The sequence below is a fragment of the Candidatus Neomarinimicrobiota bacterium genome, from assembly GCA_016784545.1.
Taxonomy (GTDB): Bacteria; Fidelibacterota; UBA8477; order UBA8477; family JABMPR01; genus JABMPR01.
The window spans coordinates 1-20,238 of record JADHUM010000036.1; the positions used below are offsets into that span (position 1 = coordinate 1).

The window sequence follows — 20,238 nt, forward strand, 5'->3', positions numbered from 1 at the left end:
CTTTGCTGGATTGAAAACAGGTTTAGATGGCTTCGCTGTGGGCAAAGCCCTCAATCATCAAAGTTTGGATGTATGGGAAATTCAATCACAAAATGTGCACCGGGGACATCCATCAGTTTGACACTTCCCATAAGTTGATGCTCAGACAATATTTTAAGTAAATATAAACCCAGAGAATGAATTGAATCCCAGACGACGGGTTTTTGAAGACCAATCCCATTATCGATGACTTCAAGTCGCATACTATCATCTTCAATCTCAGTGAATTGGATGATGATGTGTTTATCCTTTTTTCCAGGATCGGGGAAGGCATACTTCAAAGCGTTGGTGACCATTTCATTTATCATCAAGCCGCAGGGCACAGCAATATCCACAGACAAGTTAATTTCTGGTATGTTTGTTTTGATCTGAATGGGAACTGCATGACGTCCAAAAGCTGCATGTAGTGTATCGGTTAGATCCTGTATGTAGCTGGATATATCAACATTATCAAATTCTGGTGATCTATAGAGTGCATCGTGGACCAAAGCCATTGAGTTGACTCGATTTTTTATATCATCAAGCGTCTCAAGTGTTTTCTTATTTTGAGTCCCGGCTTTTTGTAAACCAAGCAAACTGGCCACAAGTTGTAAATTGTTTTTGACACGATGATGTACTTCTTTAAGGAGCAGGTCCTTTTCAACAATTGATTTTTCCAGAAGATTTCTTTGGCGAACAATCTCAGTTACATCTTCCAGAGATACCATGACCTGATTTGTCATCCCCACGATGTTTTTGAGGGGGTAAAGGAGCATTTGAACCACTTTTATACTCCCATCTTCTGCCATGAATTTGACTTCAGGAATCTCGATGATGTTTCCCTGGACAGCTTTTCTGAAACTTTTCCCCAGAGACAACTGATTTGCCAGTTCGTCCTCTTCAACATGATAATCCCTGATAATTGCTTCTGGACTTTCAGCACCCCAAAGTTCTACCCAACCCGAATTGAGATGGGTAATATTTCCCTCAGAATTGTGGATAGCCATGGGGATAGGAGATTGGGCAATCACCGCACGAAAATAATTTGCCCTTTCGCTGGCCTTCACATGGGCTTTGCGGCGAGATTCTATTTGGGCATTGAGTTGAATATTATGTTTTTCAAGTTCCACCCCACGTTTAATGAGAAACTTTGTTCTAAGTCGAAATGATAGGATGCCAACAAAAGTGAGAAAGAGAAACCAGATTAATATAAACCACCATGTCTTATAGAATTTAGGATACATAATCAATTCAAGCGCAGGACCATCATTATTCCAGACCTGGTCATTATTACTACCCTTGAGATGAAAAGTATACTTCCCTGGGGGCAGGTTGGAAAAAGTCACCTCTCTTTGAGTACCAAGTTGCCGCCACTGATCGTCAAAACCTTCCATGAAATATGCATAATTATTGCTGCTTGGATGGTAATAGTCCAGGCTGGCAAAGCTCAGGCTGAAAAACAAATCTTCAGGATAAAACTCCAACAGGGGTGTGGTAGTGATGGATTTTTCTAATACGATTCTATCATTAAACTTTTGATTGATACCGATGGATGTATTCATGATAGATAAATCTGTGAATTTGACAGGTGGAATATGGCGGTTGTCCTGAATCTGATCTGGATGGAAATACGTAATTCCTTTGACACCACCAAAATATAGCCACCCATTGTCAAGTTGGCACCCTGCAGGATTAAACTCTTTGCTTAATACACCATCTGCGATGCCATATGATTTAAGTATTTTTTTCTTGGGATGATATTGTGCCAGACCATTATTGGTACTCATCCACAACCAACCATGGGTGTCCTGGAAAATGCTGTAAACTGCACTACTGGGTAATCCATCTTCAGTAGAAAAATTCTCAAAAGTACTATTACGTGGATTAAATCGGCTAATCCCACCACCATAGGTCCCCAACCATATATATCCGTCCTCATCCTCAAAGAAACACATCACATCATTATTTGGCAAAGCAGAGGGGTCACCTGGGGAGGCCTTGAATTGTTTTAGTGTCTGGGTGTTACGATCAAACCCGATCAACCCTTCGTTTTCAGCACCAATCCATAACCTTCCTCGAGAATCCTCGAACATGACGTAATATGAAATATTACCAAGATTTATCTCATCAATTCCAGGGGTTCGGAAGGTTTCAAATTTCATGGTTTTAGGATCAAGCCGGAAAAGACCTTCATTCCAGCTACCCAGCCAGATATTGCCCTCCTGATCTTCAAGCATGGACAGTAGATACTCACTTTGGAGAGCTTCAGGATTATCTAAATCAGGGGTAATATGTGTAAAGGCATGGAAATTGTTTCTCAGGAGATCAAGACTTTTACTGGCACTGATGACCCAGAGATTGTCATCTCGATCTACCAGGATATCCTGAATTCCATTGTCACTGACACTTCCCGGGTCATCAGGGTCGTGTTGATACTTTTTAAATGTATTTGTTCTGGTGTTATAGTAGGTGAGACCAGTTGACCAGGTCGCTATCCAGAGGTTCCCTTTGCTGTCGTTGGCAATCTGAAGTATGCGATTATCATGCAATCCCTCAGGATTCAGAGGATCGTAACTTAAGGCGTAGAATTTTTTTCTATTGCGGATATATTTGCCAACACCACCAACAGATGTCCCTACCCAGACGATATCTCCATCATCGTAGAATGATTGGATTGCATCATCATTTAAGGCTGTTACATCATAGACCTTTTTGCCGATCCTCTCTATAAGTTTGCCCTTTAAATTCAGGATCAGAATTCCTTTAGAATCGGTGCCAACCCAGATGCGATCCTCTCCAATTTGCACCATACGGCTTACACTGGTTTCTGGATAGTCAGGATTGATGGTAGAAGTATACCCATGATGAATGAAACCATCGGTTTCGGGATCATAGCAATCCAGACCACCCCAGGTTGTTCCAATCCAAATCCGATAATTTTCGCCATCAAAGGTTTCATAGATATAATTTACATTGTCGTCAAAAAGAGATGCTGGATCATCCGCATTATAGCGGTAGGTCCGCATGGCGTATGTGTTCAAGTCCAGGACGTTCAGTCCATTCATAGTTGAAATCCAGAGTTGATTATCATGGTCCTGAAAAAGACCATAAACAACACGATCTGCTAATGTATCCTCATTTGTGATAAGGGCCTCTACTGGTGTGGACATTCCTGTTTCCGGGTTGAATCGAACCACACCTCCCCCAGAAGTCCCGATCCAGATATACCCTTCATGATCTTCCTGTAATCCCCAAATCGTTCCTTCGCCGAGGGAAAGGCTATCCTGTGGATCATGGGGGTAGTGGATAAATGATTCAGTGTCATCAATGTACTTATTCAAACCTGAAACATAGGTGCCTATCCACAAATTTCCTTTGCTATCCAGGAGGCTTGAATAGATAGAATTTGAATTGATTGATGAGGAATCCATGGGGTCGTGGCGAAATTGCTTGAATGTGACACCATCATAGCGGTTTAAACCGTCTTCGGTACCAAACCACATAAAACCATTTTTATCCTGTGCAATCGTCATCACACTATTTTGAGAGAGACCATGATTAATATCAATGGTTTCAAATTGATAGGAATGATGGTCATTTGCCATTGTAAGGCTGGTCAGGAGTAGCAGCGTGAGGATTACATGAAGCATTTTATTCATAAGTTTTTCCTGATGGTTCCTTCGTTCAAGGCACCAAATGATTTTCATATAAAAAATCAAATGCTCCTATGTAATAGCAAGTGTAGAAATATAGTGTTATTTCCAAGACCTACAAAGAGTAGATACAGTATTTAGCAGGTTTTGAGTTGTTCTTTAGGAACGAGTTTTGGGCTTGAGCGCGGGTCTCTGAATGAGATATTTATGTCTCTGGGGGTGGATACTATTGTTGACCGGGAAAAAATACATCCCAGTTTTTGAGAGTATCTTCCGATGCCTCCTGACTGGCTTCCTTTTTATTGCGTCCCTCACCAAAACCAACTACCGTACCATCTATGGACACCTGAATCATATATATAGGATCATGATCTGGACCAGTTGTCTTGGTGACTTCAAAAGCAGGATTTCCCATTTTCAAGCGTTGGCATTTTTCAGCAAGTTGGCCTTTGTAGTTGAATGACTGTAATTCAGAAGCATAATCAGCTTTGCCTGCAATAACGTGTTTTTTAACCCAGCTTAAAGCTGACTCATAGCCTCCATCCAGGTAAATAGCAGCAATGAGTGATTCAATGACATCAGCCATAATGGAGTCATTGTCGCGTTGTCCACCCCGGCGGCTGGAGTCACTGAGAAGAATCCATTTCCCCAGATCAAGCCTCAGGGCGCATTCCGAGAGATAATTCCCATTCACCAGGATAGTACGGTATTTGGTAAGTGTTCCCTCATTCAGATGAAGATGGGTTTTGAAAAGATAATCTGATACAACCAGCTGTAGAACAGCATCTCCAAGAAACTCAAGACGCTCATAGGAGTAGCGAATATTGTTCTGACTGGCAAAGGAGCTGTGGGTGAGAGCACGTTCCAACAAATGAGGTTTACTGAATGAATAGCCCAGTGTATTTTCAATTGCGGAAAGATTTTTTGCAAAGTGGTCTGAGACCCCTGGTGTCGAATCTTTCTTCCTGAAGAGTTTCCCCAAAATCCTCATACGCGTAAGATCAGACCTTATATTCCTTCACTGCCAGCACAGCATTGTGACCACCAAAGCCAAAAGAATTACTTATTCCTGCTTTGACTTCCCGCTGAATTGATACACGAGGTGTATAGTCCAGATCACATTCATCACAGGGATTCTCGTGGTGAATGGTAGGGGCAATTGTATTGGTCATTACTGTCTTTACCAGGGCAGCCAGTTCAATTCCACCAGATGCACCGAGTAGATGACCGGTCATGGATTTTGTTGAACTCACGGAAAGTTTATAGGCATGGTCACCAAAGACATTTTTAATGGCGATAGACTCGTTTTTGTCATTGGCGGGTGTGGACGTACCGTGGGCATTGATATAGTCAATATCTGTAGGATTTAAATCGCCATCTGACAGGGCCATTTTCATTGCACGATTGGCACCCTCACCACCACTGGCCGGGCTGGTGATATGGTAGGCATCAGCTGTCATTCCAAAGCCAGAAAGCTCTGCAAGAATAGTGGCCCCGCGAGCTTGAGCATGTTCCAGACTCTCCAGAACAAAAACACCAGCTCCCTCGCCCATGACAAAGCCATCACGAGCTTTATCAAATGGTCGGCTAGCTGAATCTGGATCTGGATTGAATGAAAGCGCCTTCATATTAGCAAATCCGGCAAAGCCCATATGGGTCAATGCAGCATCTGCTCCACCACAAACCATGACATCGGCATCACCATAGCGAATGGCCCGCAATCCAAGACCAACTGCATGTGCAGCTGTTGCACAGGCTGAGTTTACGGAGAAGTTAGGGCCTTTGAGCCCCCAGATTATGGAAACATAACCTGCTGCAATATCTGGAATCATCATGGGAATAAAAAATGGGCTGACCCGTCGGTGACCTCTTTTGATAAGCATGGCGTGTTGTTCTTCAAAGGTATAGAGTCCGCCAACTCCACTTCCGATGATGACTCCCATGCGAGTGGGGTCTTCATTTGCAGTATCCAGAGCGCTTTGCTCAATGGCAGCCTTGGCGGAGTGAACGGAATACCGAGTAAAAGGGTCCATGCGACGTGCTTCTTTAAAATCAACCACATCATCAATGTGAATTTCATCTTTGGCAGTGGCAGCTACAGTGGCATTGAAGCCTTCCTCAACCAACCAATCCTGGGTGGTTACGCCATTGGTTCCGGCCACCAGATTGTTCCAGAATTTATCAATTTCATTCCCCAGCGGCGAAACGACCCCCATCCCGGTAATTACAACGCGCTTTTTCATGGTACTCCTTTATAAAAAAAACTGGATTCACCGTAAAGCCAGGTATCAACCCCAGACCCATCAGTGAACCCAGTTTTATTTCAGAATGTTTTGACTAAAGCTTATCCAAGCTTACTGTCTACGTACTGAACGGCCTTCCCAACAGTTGTGATGGTTTCAGCATCTTCATCGGGAATTTCAATATCGAAGACTTCTTCAAACTGCATAATGAGTTCAACAGTATCAAGTGAGTCAGCACCTAGATCATCAATAAATGAAGCATCTTCAGTGATTTTTGCAGCATCAACACCTAATTTTTCGACGATAACATCACGTACTTTTTCAAAGGTTGACATATTATTCTTTCCTCCTAACGTTCAATTCTATCCTTGCATGACCAGGCCGCCGTCAACATTGAAGACCTGACCTGTGATATATCCAGCTTGCTGTGACCCCAGAAAAGCTACCAGATTGGCAACATCCTGCGGTTCTCCAATACGACCCAAAGGGATCTGTGCAAACAGTTTTTCCTTGGCTTCATCTGTGATCGCGTCTGTCATATCGGTGGCAATATAACCAGGTGCAACGGCATTCACAGTGATTCCTCTTGACCCAACTTCCTTCGCCAGAGACTTGGTAAACCCAATAATACCAGCCTTCGAGGCAGCATAATTGGCTTGTCCTGCATTTCCCATTTGTCCAACAACGGAAGTAATATTAATAATGCGACCCCCTCGCAATTTCAAAAAATTTCTTAACAAAGACTGAGACATATTGAAGACACTTTTAAGATTGATATTCATGATATCATCCCATTGATCTTCTTTCATACGCATCATGAGATTGTCTCTGGTGACTCCGGCATTGTTAACCAACACATCTACCTGGCCAAAAGTTTCCAGGGCAGCTGCACTCAAGGCTTTACAATCTTCCATGGATGAAACATCAGCAGCCACACCGAGACAAGTATATCCCAGTGCTTCAAATTCTTGCTGAACCCGTTGACAATCCTCACTTTTTCGGCTACTGATAACCACCTTGGCCCCTAATTCGGCGAAGGTCAATGCTATCTGGTGGCCAATACCTCTGGTAGACCCCGTAACAATTACAACTTTTCCCTGATAATCAATCATGATAGTGCCTCCAATTGTTCCTGGTTTGCGATTCCGCCAGTTACCATATCTCGACTAATGCGTTTAACAAGTCCCTGAAGAACCTTCCCGGGACCAATTTCAACAATTTCATCAACGCCATCATTGACCATGTATTGAACCGTATCCTCCCAGAGGACAGGACTCTGGAGTTGGTCAATCAGATTGGCTTTGATTTTTTTGGGATCTGATGTGGGTTTAGCATCCACATTGGCGACGACTGGAACCCGAGCTTTATTGAATTTTGTTTTCTCTATGATGGCACTGAGATCCTCTTTGGCTGCTGCCATGAGAGGCGAGTGGAAAGCACCGCTCACATTCAGGGCCAAGGCCTTGCGAGCCCCTAAATTTTTAGCGATCTCCATGGCATAGTGTACAGCCACTGTTTCACCTGAAATGACAATCTGTCCAGGCGAATTATAGTTTGCCGGTTGGACGATACCACGTAAGGCGGCATGTTTGCACACTCTGAGGACATCTTCACGAGACATATTCAAAATGGCTGCCATGGTTCCAGTTTGATTTTCTCCAGCAGTTTGCATTCCCTCTGCGCGTACCTTCACGATAGCGAGAGCATCTTCAAAACTCAGCACACCAGCTGCAAATAGAGCGGAGAATTCACCAAGACTATGACCGGCTGTCATGGAAAATTCATAGGACTTTGGCAGGAGGGAAAAAAGAGCAGTTGACGCGACAAACAGGGCTGGCTGGGTCACCTTGGTTTTTGTCAAAGCTTCCAGGGGACCGTTAAAACTTACATCAGCTACATCAAAGCCAAGGATATCACTGGCTTGGGCATACATATCCTTTATCGATTGATGTTTGTCAAATATGTCCTGTCCCATTCCAACATATTGGGAGGCCTGTCCTGGAAATACGAGAGCGCGTTTCATGAATTACCCTTTCTTGCTAGGCCCATAGCGCAGTAAAATACTACCCCAGGTATACCCTGCACCAAATGCAGCAAACAGAACAAGGTCGCCATCTTTTATCCGCTTCTCACGGACCACCTCATCCAATCCAAGGGGAAGTGTAGCAGCGGTTGTATTGCCATATTTATCAATATTAAGCAAGACCTGTTCATCTTTGAAACCTGCTTTTCGTGCAGCAACATCGATGATACGTTTATTTGCCTGATGTGGAATAAAAATCCCTACATCCTCAGCAGTAAAATTGTTTTTTTCAAGAATTTCGACGCTGACATTAGCCATATCATTGGAGGCACGTTTAAAAACACTGCGTCCATCCTGATAGATATAATGTTCACGAGCATCGATAGTGGCATGGGTGGCAGGTTTCCTGCTTCCACCTGCTTTCATATACAGGGCGTCGGCACCGCTACCGTCAATGCGCAGAATATCATCGATCATTCCATAGTTTTCATCTTCAGTGGGCTCGAGCAAGACTGCGCCGGCACCATCACCAAAAAGGATACAGGTATTTCGATCCGTATAGTCCAGAATAGAGCTCATGGTATCCACTCCTACAACAATGACCTTTTTTGAGCCGGTCTGGATGAGGGAGGAACCTGATTTAAGTGCAAAGAGGAAACCAGAGCAGGCGCCTGAAAGATCATAACCCCAGGCATTGGTGGCGCCGATTTTTTCCTGAATCAAAGCAGCAGTGGACGGGAAAAGCATGTCAGGAGTGACGGTTGCCACAATAATGGCATCAATCTCTTCAGCCTTGGTTTCAGTTTCAGCCAGAAGCTTGGTCACTGCACTCACACTCATATCAGAACTGGCTTCACCTTCAGCTACGACATGTCTTTCTTTAATGCCTGTACGACTGACGATCCATTCATCGTTGGTGTCCACCATTTTTTCCAAATCAAAATTTGTAATTATCTTTTTGGGTACATAGGAGGCGACTCCAGTTATTGCAGCTCTGATCATATACTTAGTTTCCTGAATAGTTAATGGTGGATGATTTGTTCGTCCAAATCCGTGTAGGTAATAGTGGATAGGGATTTTGTAATTTCCTGTTCGATGACCTCAATCAAATTCGATTTGATAAGGCTTTGGGCTTCAAAAAGAGCTGCCTTAATGGCTTTCTCATTTGAGGATCCGTGGGCTATGATGGAGATACCCTTGATGCCGAGTAAGGGTGAACCGCCATAATTGTTGGGGTCGAAAATACCCATCAGTTCGGTAAAGACTGGTTTGATTAGCCGGGCACCTAGAAGTCTGCTGGGACGATCTATTCTTTTCTTGATCATACTAAATAGAGTTTTGAATGTACTCTCAGCCAGCTTTAATGAGACGTTACCAGTAAATCCATCGGTAACAATAACATCAAATTTATCAAAAAAGATATCTCGGCCTTCAGCATAGCCCTTAAAGTTCAAGTTGGATTCTTCCAGAAGTCGCTTGGCCTCTTTGACCAAGGGGGTTCCTTTTTGAGATTCCTCCCCAATGCTCATGAGGGCAACTCTGGGCTCCTTGGTTTTGGTAACATTACGATGAACAATGCTGCCCATGATGCCGTATTGAAGTAAATTTTTTGGTTTGGCTTCAGCTGTTGCACCCACATCCAGCAAAAGGGTAGCACCTTCTTCGTGGGGCATAAAGGCTCCAACTGCAGGGCGATCGACTCCAGGGATGCGACCCAGTGAGAGGAGGGAATAGGTCATGATAGCACCAGTATTCCCGGCAGAGATAAAAGCGTCTGCTTCTTTTGACTTGACCATACCTATACCCACACGCATTGATGAATCTTTTTTTTCCTTGTAGGACCGGGTAGGGGATTCATCCATGCCAACCACCTGGGAGGCATGCTGAATATGTAATCGCGGACTTTCAAAAGATCTCTTTTGAAGTTCTTTGCGAATAAGGTCTTCCTTACCAACCAGGATGACTTCACCAATACTTTTGGGATCATTCAAATATTGAATAGCACCTTCTATATTGATAAAAGGGGCATTATCGCCCCCCATACTATCAACCACGATTTTCATTTTTGGAATCAAACTTCTTTAGGAATGGTAACCTGTTTTCCCTTGTAGTATCCACAATGGGGACATACTCGGTGTGGTAATTTTGGTTCGCTGCAGTTTGAGCAGGTGATAAGACCGGCAAGAGTTGCCTTCCAGTGTGTACGGCGTTTGTCTCTTTTGGCCCGTGAGGTTTTTCTTTTTGGTACAGCCACGAGTTAAATTCTCCTATTCATTGAACAAATCTTTAAGCTTAGCCCAGCGTTCATCCGGTACTTCATTTGCTTCGATACTTTTTTGCAGGTCTTGACCTGCTTTGCAATCAGGACCACATCGATGTGAAATAGGGATGACTAACAACACAGCATCATGGACAAGAGGATAGAGATCATATTCTGCCTGGTGAGCTGGAACGTGAAATATCTCATCTCCTTCATAAGACTCCAGGAACTTGGAATCAAAGGTGAGCATGACGTCAATTTCGCTCTCCAGGGTATCTTCAAACTCCTCCATGCCGGACTCACATATAAAGAGACCCGTGCAAGAAATCTTTCCGTGCAGATAAAAATTTTGACCCTGTCGGTCGATGCCTAACTTCAATTCAAACTGGAGTGGTTTCCACTCGATGCTTTCATCTTGTTGTAGTTGTGCTACGCTGTCAAAGATCTGCTCTGATTTGCCTCTCGGCAATGTGTTCAGTACTATCTTCATTGTCAAAGCCGCGCAATATAGATGGGAGTTATTCGCATGTCAAACGTTTAACTTATTGAGAAATCAGCAGCCTATCAGGGCTGCATCAGACCCTCAATCTCTTGAATAGTTTTAGGGATAGACTGGCTTAATACACGGTGTCCCTTTCGTGTTACCAGCACATCATCTTCAATACGTACACCAATATTCCACCATTTGGAATCCACGTCTTCTGACTCGCTAATATAGATTCCAGGTTCCACAGTGAGAACCATCCCGACTTTTAAGGGGTGCGCCTTGCCATCGTCACCCACCCATCCACCGACATCGTGGACATCCAGGCCCAACCAATGTGAGGTGCCGTGCATAAAAAATTTACGATAGGCTTTTTCCTGAATAAGATCGCCGGGATCGCCTTCGAGCAATCCAAGACCAACCAGCCCAGAAGTGATAAATGCAACAGCAGTGTTGTGAGGTTCCCTCCAGGAAACACCTGGCTTCACTTTTTCAATAGCTGCTAGCTGGGCATCAAGCACGAGTTGATAGATTGCACGCTGCTCAGGGCTGAATTTTCCGGAGATGGGGAGGGTTCGGCTGATATCAGCTGAATAGAAATTCCACTCAGCTCCAACATCCATCAATAAAAGATCTCCAGCAGTGAGTTCACCGCGGTTGTCTTCATAATGGAGGTATGTAGCGTTTTTGCCTGCTCCGACAATGGATGGGAACCCCAGACGTTCAGCTCCTCGTTTTGCGAAACCATATTCAACGGCAGCCTGCACCTCATACTCAAACTTCATGGTAGGAATCAGTGGCCAGACTTCCAGCAGTGATTGACGGGTCACATCAATAGCTTTTTCCAAAGATTGAATTTCACCAGGGGACTTAATGAGTCGATGTGATTTGAGTAGCGCAGATGCTTCCTGCAGCAGGCTGGGATGGCTGCTGATGGATTCAAGTTTTTCCGCAAACTCATGCTCAAAAACAGGGTCGCTGCCATAAGAAATAACAAGTCGTTCATAGCCCTTGATCAGTTTCCCCAGATGGGTATAAAAATCCCCATAATCATATGCTTGATCAACGTCAGGGAGAGCGATGGCTTCATCAATTCCAGCTTTGGGACCGGTCCACACCTCCTTTTTTAAATTTCGAGGTGTGACAAACAGTGAAACCTCGGCGCTATCCTCCGGGTTTGCTTGTGGGGTAAGGACCAATATTCCCCCCTTAAGAGGCCAGCCTGTCAAATAAATGAAATCTGAGTCCTGTCGATAGGGATGTTCAACATGATGATTACGATCGGTCTGTGGGGCAGTATGAAAAATAGCACAGGCGTTAAGTCCCCGCAATTCTTCAAGAAAAATGGCTCTGCGTCTGGCGAACTCATCAGCAGGGAGATTATCCTTTTTTGACATGCTGCTGGCAGTTGCTCCGCATAACAGAACAAGCAGGAGGGGGATAATCAATTTTATTCTGGGGGGCATTAAGATATCCTTATTCAATAATTCGGTACTGAGAGCGGGCAACTTTGACAGGCACCGCATTAAAGTGCCACCATTCTATGGAGATAGCCTGAAAGCCAGCTTGAGTCATCACTTCTCTTAAGAGAAGACGGTTGTCTATCTGCTCCTGAGTCAGTTTTTTTTCTTTCAGGAATGAAGCTTCATGACGTGGTTGAGCCAGTTTGCCAAAATAGTCAAATGCAGTTCCCATATCCAATGGGACCCCATCCTTAGTGGCAATGGTAAGATCCACAGCAGAACCAAAGTTATGGACGGACCCTCTATCAGGATTTGCCACATAGTCCTCAGATGGTGTATTCACCACGAGAGCCCACATCTTACGCTGAATGGAGCGAGGCCGAGCGCCATCATAAACCAAAAGGGTTAATTCAGGGTGTGATTTCTTGAGTGAGTCCTGGGCTTGTTTAAGCATGGCTGCAGCCTTGGGCTGGAGATAGCAATTTTCTAATTCTCCATAGGTATCCACTGAAAGAAAATTGTCTGATGTGGAGTATTTCAACTCAACCAGGATATCTGGAGCCAACGTGTGGATGTTTACCAGTCCCTGTTTTTGTAGTTGTTCTTCCAATGATATTTCCTGACCTGCAAACAGGTGGAAAAAGCAAATGAGAACAACCAGGGGTATGTATGTAAATCGATTTTTCATGGCTTCAAGATAGTGTAATCTCTCCCATTCTGAAAGTTTCGAACTCGAAGCGGATTTTTTGTACAGGCATCAGCGAAACGCATATCAATAAACCGATAGGGTAGGTGGGCATCTCGCTCTTTATGTATCCCCAGTCTGGTTGTTTGGATAATATTTTCAGGGGAGTATGCATCATCCCAGAGCTCAAGATGGTGGGGTTTCAATTGCTGAGCATCCCAATCTGAAACCTTGATATTAAGGGATTTGCATAACAAGGTTTGACCGGCACATAGTCTGGCCAGGGAACGTTTGCTGCCATCTCGGTTGGGATTGTTATTCTGCATAGACAGGATTGACGCGGGATCATCAGTATATCTGGCGACAGGATACCCAGATTTAATGAGTACGGCGTTGCCATCACCCAGACAGGAAAAATTGAGCGAATCCCCTCCTCTGGCATAATACATATATATAGTCCCTGGGGACATGAAGAGCGCTTTTCGTTTATGGGTGTAACCCAGGGAGGAATGACTTGCCTTTTCCCGGCGATAATATGCTTCGGTTTCGATAATTCTGGCCATCAGCCATTGAGTACCAGAATTCACTGCAATGACCTTCCCCAGAAGTGATTGAGCCACAAGGAGCGGCTCTCGCTCAAAAAAAGTCGCTGATATGTGGGCAGGTTGTTTATGCTTTAGGTATTCCACTGTTCCAATATTCACTCAAATAAGGACCAACCAAATGATTCTATGCCTGAGACATTGTATAAATATTACTATTTTGGTCACTCTCAGTTGCGAGAATGTCTTCTCGAAATTCAGAGGGAAATCACGAAACAACTATATTCCCTTCAAAATATTGAACAAAATCAGTTGATGTGAAGCACGTTTATTAATTTACTACGACATTTTATGTTGGTACTGCTCTACATAATTGACTCAAATGAGAGTCATTAGCAGTTAGCCCATCCTTTTGGCACACCCTTTGTAAATACCGTATTTCAGAATACAGAAAAATTAATGAGCATAATTCCAAATACTGAGTCAGCAGCCGAATCTTCCCAGGGTGAAGTGTATCATACACCACGGGAGGTTGCCCAACGGTTGAACCTTTCAGTTGAAAGCCTCCGCTTGTATGAACGTGAGGGTTTGATCGTTCCACACAAGTTGGACTCAGGTCACAGACGTTATACTGATTCTGATATTGAATGGATTGTTTGTATCCAAAAACAGATTCATGAAAACAAACTGAATTTTGCAGGCATTCGCTACATCCTATCTATGCTGCCTTGTCATGAGATGAAGCCCTGTTGCCTGGAAGACTATAAAACGTGTCCTGCTGGAGACAGAAGTTGTAGACCCTGCTGGGATTTTGATAATACACCTTGTCGAACCAACGGAGAAAATTGTAGAACCTGTGTGGTTTACCAACAGGTCCTCAATGTTGAAAATCTAAAAAAAATATTATCGGTGAAATTCAAATGCGATTAATACAAAAATTATGGATTGCTACACTGCTTGTGTGGAGTTTTTCATTTTTAAGTTGTGATGCTATCAATCCTACCAGCGATGGAGATTTGACGGATTATACCTGTGAAGGTTGCCATACAAATCGAGCGGCTCTGACAAATATAATTGATGCGTTGAATCTGGAACCACATGAGGAAGAAGCTGAGGCACCTGGCTGAGGTGGCGGAGCGGTGCCGTTGGCACTCACGGATAAAGTTTTAATCAGAATCAACGCCACACGTGGTGTGAACTCATTTTCTGATATTGATCCCATTCATGCCGCCATTGGTTGTGCAGGTTGTCATGGTGGATCTTCATTGGTTGATGCAAAAGATGATACCTCAGCATTTCGCGAGGCTCACACGGGGATGATGCGCGATCCTTCTGCAATTGGTGAACTGGGATGTAGTGGCGGAAGCTGTCACGCAGGCATTGTCGCTCGCAACGAAACCAGCATGCATAGCAATCTCTGGGGTGAAAAAGCACATGTAGCCCTGAGAAATGGGTACGAATCATTTGAAGCATGTCCCTCCGAGATTAAAGATGGCTTTGCCAAAGATTGCAATAGCTGTCACACGACCTGTGGACAGTGTCACATCAGCCGTCCCCATGCTGCTGGCGGTGGTTTTCTTGAGCAACGAGTGGGATATAGCCACAAATTTTTAGCTACACCAAGTGAAGAGAACGTCTGTACGGCCTGTCACGGATCTCGTGTAGGAGATGATTGGAATGCCAACCAGGAACGTGTTCCTGGTAATGTACCTGATGTTCATAATGATTATGGCTATACTTGTCTGGATTGTCATACGGAAGATATGCATGGTGAAGGTGAGAGCGATGCTGAATACACCTCTCGCTATCAAGTAGCTGATTTGCCCGAATGTATTGACTGCCATCAAATCGACAGGGATGACAATGCTTATCACCGCATGCACTGGCCCAATGCAGATGCCTCTGATGGACCAGATCTGGCATGTTTTGTCTGTCATTCACAACAATATAATAATTGTAACACCTGTCATGCTGGTACCTGGAAAAGCGAGTACAATGAACACAATACAGATGAGTATCGTGTTTATCCCCAGTTCAAAATTGGTCGCAATCCCTATTATGGTGATGCGGGTCATCCTCATACTGAATCAGCCTGGATCACGGTGAGACACGTACCAGTCTCTCCAGACGCTTATAAAAACTGGAATATTGGTTCCTGGGATTTACAGGATCTATCTCAGACAAAAGATATGGAGACCTGGAAATATACCAGTCCACATAATATTCAACGCTGGACCGAAAGAACTTTAGTTGATACTGCCTGGGCAAATAATTCAAACCAGGATTATACAACGGATGATTGCTATACAAGTTGCCACATGCATGGTGATGTAGGAGCCTATACAGCAGTCAATGATGCGCTTTATTTAATAGATGAAAACATGGAGAACGATATTACCAATGATGATTTGAGTGATGAGATTCCCTTCAACACACTTACGAGTTTGGGAGATCAGTCAAATGGTAGTTATTGTAATGCATGTCATTAGTAAATAGTCAAATAAAAACAAGTTAACTAAGCCACGAGGAGGTAAGATGAAACTTGATTGGAGACTAGTATTGGTATTGGTGTTGTCACTAGGACTTATGGTAAGTTGTGAGGACACTGATGATGAAGAAACAGCCACGGCATTTGAAACATTGACCACATATATGGCCGATAATTCATATGATGCAGATGTGGTGGTAAGCGGATGGACTATGGCAGCTTCCGCACTTACTGGAAACGAAGCTAACTACTTTATTTTGGACATCCGTTCTGCGGAAAAATACGCTGAAGGTCATATTCCTATGGCTGTCAACTGTCCTGTATTTGCCGATGTTCTCACGACTGTCGAGGCCCAAAACACCTCTGATCTTCCAGTGGTAGTGGCCTGTTATAGCGGTCAATCAGCAGCCCATGCTGTTGTTGCACTACGCTTGAGTGGATATACAGATGCAAAATCACTTCTGTTCGGTATGAGCAGCTGGGCCATGCAGTTTGATAGCTGGTCAGGCAATGTTGCCAGTATTGCTGTAGGTAATGCCAACTGGTCAACTGCTGCTGCACCTGCCCTGCTTTCAGGTATGGATGATCCAGTGATTGACACTGATCTCACAGATGGCGCTGCCATTCTTGCAGAACGTGTTGATGCCATTCTTGCTGGTTTTAAGGGAACACCCTCTGCAACAATCCTGGCAACACCTGAAAACTATCAGATCATTAACTACTGGGGATTGACAGACTACGACCATTATGGTCACATTGCTGGTGCCTATCAGGTTACTCCTGGAACACTGACAATTGCCAATGATGGTCTTGACATGCTTGATCCTTCACAGACAATCGTTACCTATTGCTGGACCGGTCAGACATCATCCATGATGACAGCCTGGTTGACAGCAGTCGGTTATGATGCTACCAGCTTAAAGTTTGGTGCAAATTCAATGATCTATTCAGCACTCGAAAGCCACAAATGGGCTGCTTTGACTGCTGACTTACCAATGGAATAGTTTATATTCATTGAACCAATTTGAATAAAACATATTCATATCGTTTTAATAGAGGGGGCCGAATTCTATTCGGCTCCCTTTTGTTGACCAGCTTTCTCTTTGGGCAGCTCACATTTCCAGGTGTTAAAAATCCACACGGGAGCAAAGACTGCTCTTTTTGTCATACTGAATCACTTGGAGCAAACGCAGCAAATCTAAAAAAAGATATTTGTGTTCAGTGCCATTCTGCTGTCGCAGTAAATGACCTGATCCATCCGCTTCAAAACGTCAACCCCAAGTCAAAAAAGGTGTCCATCTCCACTAATTTTAAGCTGGATACCGATGGAAGTCTGGGGTGTCTGACCTGTCACCAGGTCGCCTGCAAAATTGATCGCTCCAACCGAACCTTCTTAAGAGGGGGCCCCTATAAACTAGAGATTGATTTTTGCTACAATTGTCACAATAAATCTGACTATAAGAAAATGAATCCCCATAAACAGGTTCAAGCCGATGGCAGTATCAACAATTCAACCTGTTTGCAGTGTCATGCAAAGCAACCCAGCAAGGATGATCATCCCACCATTGCCAGAGAGATGCAGTTGGATATGGCTGCCACCTGCAACAAGTGCCATTCTCTCCATTCTCACGAACAGAATCATCAGGGTAAAAATATTGAATTATCCAAAAAAGCGACAGTAAAACGCTTTAATGAAACACAAAAAAAATTCGGGCTGACTTTGCCCCTTTCAGCGGATAATCTTATACAGTGTAATACTTGTCACTATACTCACAACCGGGGGACCCTTGCAGCCGATCAGGTGATTTACGAGGGTGACGGAGAAAACCAGCGTTTTTTACGCCTATCAAAAGAGAAATTGTGCTATGCCTGCCACGATCTATAGACCTTCCACATTGCTAGTGTTGATTCTGTCCCTGCTGATGCTGACTGCCAGTTCGGTGACGGCTCAACAGGCCGATGCTGAAAACTGCAATTTATGCCATGGGCTGGCTCTGTTGGGAATTGCTACACCAGCAGACGGACTACGAAGCTTCGAAATTGCCTCGGATGCTTACAGCCATTCAACGCACAGAAATGTTATCTGCAGAGATTGTCACACGGATATCAACGTCTTTCCACACCCTGAACAAGTGGCTAAAGTTCAATGCTATAAATCCTGTCACATTACAAAACCATTTGCTCTTACTGGTTACTCACATGCTGAGCAGGCAGATGCACATGCTATCAGTGCCCATGGTTCCAATCCTGAATATTCCGATGAAAAAAATGCGGCCAAACCTGATTGTAAATACTGCCACTCAAATACATTTCGGAATGTTATCAATAATGCTGCACTACAAGAAAGTAGTCAGCATTGTGCCCGATGCCATGAAGGGGCGGGTCTTGCAGGTGTGATTCTGCATGTGAGTTCCCATTCTGGTCACAGGACTGCTCAAGCCTCTATCAATGTCGTAGAATTGTGTTCATCCTGCCACGCTGATCAGGGCCATATGAAACAATTTGACGTCAACCTGACTCAGGTTGGTGGTTATGAAAGACACTTCCATGGTAAAGCGCTGAAACGCGGTCTGGATGAGGTTGCCAATTGCATGGATTGTCACCGCAACCATTTAAACCTTCCTGCAAAAGACCCCAACTCAAGTATTCACCCCAATAATATTCAACAAACTTGTAGTGCAAACAGCTATTGTCATTCCAATGTATCCAGCAAATTTGCTGCGTCTGCAATTCACTCAGAACCGACATCTCAAAACAATCCCATCCTTTTCTTTGTAGAATGGGGATTCATAATATTAACCGCTGGTACCATGGCCTTGCTCTTTGCTCACATTTTCCTCGATTTTGGACGCTGGCTCGGTGATATCTGGATGCGGAGGAAGGGAAAATGAGTCAAGACTATACACGTTTTACTCTCAGTCAGCGTTTGCAACACATTTTCATGTTTGTACCTTTTATCATATTGGTTCTGACCGGATTCCCCATCAAGTTTCCTGAAAGCGAATTTTGGAGTTTCGTCATGTCAGCCGCTGGAGGGATTGAAAATACCCGTATTGTTCACCGGTTCGCTGCAGCAGTCATGATTCTTGATTTTGCCTTTCATATTCTTTATGTCGGCTACAATCTCTTCAAAAATAGACCCTCTCTCGCTGAAATGCATCTCCTACCCAATGGAAGAGATGGCAGGAACATCAAAGAGAACTTGAAGTACTTTCTATTTCTGTCTGATGAGCGTCCAAGATTTCACAAATTCTCATATATTGAGAAATTTGATTACTGGGCGGTGTTCTGGGGTATGTTTATCATGGCAGGAAGCGGAATCATATTGTGGTTCCCCGTACTATTCAGCAAATTTTTACCAGGTATTGTGATTCAGATCGCCTACATCGCCCACAGCGATGAAGCCATGTTGGCACTCTTAGCCATCATAATCTGGCATTTTTATAATGTCCATTTCAACCCGCGCATCTGGCCTGCAAATAAGGTCTGGTACAAAGGAACATTGTCCGAAGAAGAGATGGAATATGAGCATCCCCTCGAGCTGGAGGAAATCAAAGCCAGAGAGGAGGCTTCAAAATGAAAACAATGTTGAAGGTTTTTTATGGTTTTCTGGCTCTCGTCCTGGGAACCCTTATTTCCGTCACCCTCATCAAGGCAGTTGTTTCCCATGATACTCCTCATGAAACCGAAGTCCTCTCTGAATCCCGTTTCCCAGACTATGTGGAGCAGCTCAACAACTATTATGATAGTTACGAGAATCGTCAGAGTCATTTTCATCGAACAACAGAACGCTATTTTCTACCCATGGAGCAGCAGGAGAATTGTCTGAACTGCCATTCGCTCTGGCCCCATAAAAAAGACTTGAGAACACGGGCTTTCAACAACCAACACTCAAGATATATGTCATGCATGAGCTGTCATATGAACGAAAAGTCTGGTCGACCCATAAAATTTGAATGGTATGATTTTGGTGTGGATAATTCCATCACTCGACAGGGCCCCTTTGGATTGACCCGGGATGGCGATGGCCAGCTATCCGGGACAGAAAACTTCATTAGTAAAATTCTTCCTGTGATTTATGATGGTAATATTCAAAGCAGAATTTTCACCCCCTACAGCACAGAAAAATTGATGGAATACCGCAAATCAGTTGACGCTGGTAAGCTTGTAGATGAAATCCAGGTAAGAAACGAGGCCGAAGCCCTGGTAGGGGAAGTAGCGCTCACCTGTTCTAAATGCCATTCTGAATCGTCACCATTTCCCTGGGAAGCCTTAGGGTTTAAAGGTGAAAGATTAAATGAAATGCGTCACTCAGCTGTTGTAGGAATGGTTGAAAAATATGAATCATTCTATTTCCCACCGGTCTTCGAGTAGTAAAA

General features: G+C 44.0%; 21 protein-coding genes. 8 read left to right on the top strand and 13 right to left on the bottom strand.

Annotation, left to right across the window (positions count from 1 at the left end; all coding sequences use genetic code 11):
• Positions 1 to 50: 50 nt before the first annotated feature.
• From ISR87_09365 to ISR87_09425, 13 genes are all read right to left on the bottom strand, one after another.
• Positions 51 to 3,677, bottom strand: a complete 3,627-nt coding sequence (locus ISR87_09365; GenBank protein ID MBL7025654.1) for a PAS domain S-box protein — start codon at positions 3,675 to 3,677, stop codon at positions 51 to 53.
• Between the two features lie 220 nt (positions 3,678 to 3,897).
• The gene (gene rnc, locus ISR87_09370; GenBank protein MBL7025655.1) at positions 3,898 to 4,662 is read right to left on the bottom strand and encodes a ribonuclease III; all 765 of its coding nucleotides are present in this window, start codon (positions 4,660 to 4,662) and stop codon (positions 3,898 to 3,900) included.
• A 10-nt stretch (positions 4,663 to 4,672) separates the two neighbouring features.
• Positions 4,673 to 5,914 carry a beta-ketoacyl-ACP synthase II gene (gene fabF, locus ISR87_09375; protein ID MBL7025656.1) on the bottom strand — a complete coding sequence of 414 codons (1,242 nt, stop codon included), beginning with the start codon at positions 5,912 to 5,914 and terminating at the stop codon, positions 4,673 to 4,675.
• A gap of 101 nt (positions 5,915 to 6,015) precedes the next feature.
• Complete coding sequence (locus tag ISR87_09380; protein MBL7025657.1) at positions 6,016 to 6,249, bottom strand: acyl carrier protein; 234 nt, start codon at positions 6,247 to 6,249, stop codon at positions 6,016 to 6,018.
• Positions 6,250 to 6,276: 27 nt separating this feature from the next.
• Positions 6,277 to 7,026, bottom strand: coding sequence for a 3-oxoacyl-ACP reductase FabG (gene fabG / locus ISR87_09385; GenBank protein ID MBL7025658.1), 750 nt, complete (start codon positions 7,024 to 7,026; stop codon positions 6,277 to 6,279).
• Complete coding sequence (fabD, locus tag ISR87_09390) at positions 7,023 to 7,937, bottom strand: ACP S-malonyltransferase (GenBank protein MBL7025659.1); 915 nt, start codon at positions 7,935 to 7,937, stop codon at positions 7,023 to 7,025. The genes fabG and fabD overlap by 4 nt, the downstream gene beginning before the upstream one ends.
• A gap of 3 nt (positions 7,938 to 7,940) precedes the next feature.
• A complete protein-coding gene (locus ISR87_09395) occupies positions 7,941 to 8,939 on the bottom strand; it encodes a ketoacyl-ACP synthase III (protein MBL7025660.1) in 999 nt (332 codons plus the stop codon).
• A 20-nt stretch (positions 8,940 to 8,959) separates the two neighbouring features.
• The gene (gene plsX / locus ISR87_09400) at positions 8,960 to 10,000 is read right to left on the bottom strand and encodes a phosphate acyltransferase PlsX (protein MBL7025661.1); all 1,041 of its coding nucleotides are present in this window, start codon (positions 9,998 to 10,000) and stop codon (positions 8,960 to 8,962) included.
• An 8-nt stretch (positions 10,001 to 10,008) separates the two neighbouring features.
• Positions 10,009 to 10,191, bottom strand: coding sequence for a 50S ribosomal protein L32 (gene rpmF, locus ISR87_09405; protein MBL7025662.1), 183 nt, complete (start codon positions 10,189 to 10,191; stop codon positions 10,009 to 10,011).
• Between the two features lie 13 nt (positions 10,192 to 10,204).
• Positions 10,205 to 10,687, bottom strand: coding sequence for a DUF177 domain-containing protein (locus ISR87_09410; protein ID MBL7025663.1), 483 nt, complete (start codon positions 10,685 to 10,687; stop codon positions 10,205 to 10,207).
• A 74-nt stretch (positions 10,688 to 10,761) separates the two neighbouring features.
• Positions 10,762 to 12,147, bottom strand: a complete 1,386-nt coding sequence (locus ISR87_09415) for an aminopeptidase P N-terminal domain-containing protein (GenBank protein ID MBL7025664.1) — start codon at positions 12,145 to 12,147, stop codon at positions 10,762 to 10,764.
• Positions 12,148 to 12,157: 10 nt separating this feature from the next.
• Positions 12,158 to 12,832, bottom strand: a complete 675-nt coding sequence (locus tag ISR87_09420) for a M15 family metallopeptidase (GenBank protein MBL7025665.1) — start codon at positions 12,830 to 12,832, stop codon at positions 12,158 to 12,160.
• Complete coding sequence (locus ISR87_09425; GenBank protein MBL7025666.1) at positions 12,829 to 13,518, bottom strand: DNA-3-methyladenine glycosylase; 690 nt, start codon at positions 13,516 to 13,518, stop codon at positions 12,829 to 12,831. Before ISR87_09425 ends, ISR87_09420 begins: the two co-directional genes overlap by 4 nt.
• Positions 13,519 to 13,830: 312 nt before the next feature.
• On the opposite strand from ISR87_09425, the gene ISR87_09430 reads away from it, so the two are divergent.
• Genes ISR87_09430 through ISR87_09465 form a run of 8 tightly spaced genes read left to right on the top strand, consistent with a single transcriptional unit; the run spans position 13,831 to position 20,233 of the window.
• Positions 13,831 to 14,301, top strand: a complete 471-nt coding sequence (locus ISR87_09430; GenBank protein ID MBL7025667.1) for a MerR family transcriptional regulator — start codon at positions 13,831 to 13,833, stop codon at positions 14,299 to 14,301.
• Entirely contained in the window at positions 14,292 to 14,498 is a 207-nt protein-coding gene (locus ISR87_09435) for a hypothetical protein (GenBank protein MBL7025668.1), read from the top strand. The genes ISR87_09430 and ISR87_09435 overlap by 10 nt, the downstream gene beginning before the upstream one ends.
• Before the next feature lie 12 nt (positions 14,499 to 14,510).
• Positions 14,511 to 15,860 carry a hypothetical protein gene (locus tag ISR87_09440; protein ID MBL7025669.1) on the top strand — a complete coding sequence of 450 codons (1,350 nt, stop codon included), beginning with the start codon at positions 14,511 to 14,513 and terminating at the stop codon, positions 15,858 to 15,860.
• 46 nt (positions 15,861 to 15,906) lie between these two features.
• Positions 15,907 to 16,863 (top strand): rhodanese-like domain-containing protein, encoded by a 957-nt coding sequence (locus ISR87_09445; protein ID MBL7025670.1) that lies wholly within the window; start codon positions 15,907 to 15,909, stop codon positions 16,861 to 16,863.
• A gap of 20 nt (positions 16,864 to 16,883) precedes the next feature.
• On the top strand, positions 16,884 to 17,744 hold the full coding sequence (locus ISR87_09450) for a hypothetical protein (protein MBL7025671.1): 861 nt from the start codon (positions 16,884 to 16,886) through the stop codon (positions 17,742 to 17,744).
• Positions 17,725 to 18,750, top strand: a complete 1,026-nt coding sequence (locus ISR87_09455; protein ID MBL7025672.1) for a hypothetical protein — start codon at positions 17,725 to 17,727, stop codon at positions 18,748 to 18,750. Before ISR87_09450 ends, ISR87_09455 begins: the two co-directional genes overlap by 20 nt.
• Entirely contained in the window at positions 18,747 to 19,439 is a 693-nt protein-coding gene (locus ISR87_09460; protein ID MBL7025673.1) for a cytochrome b/b6 domain-containing protein, read from the top strand. Before ISR87_09455 ends, ISR87_09460 begins: the two co-directional genes overlap by 4 nt.
• Complete coding sequence (locus ISR87_09465; GenBank protein MBL7025674.1) at positions 19,436 to 20,233, top strand: hypothetical protein; 798 nt, start codon at positions 19,436 to 19,438, stop codon at positions 20,231 to 20,233. The genes ISR87_09460 and ISR87_09465 overlap by 4 nt, the downstream gene beginning before the upstream one ends.
• Positions 20,234 to 20,238 lie beyond the last annotated feature (5 nt).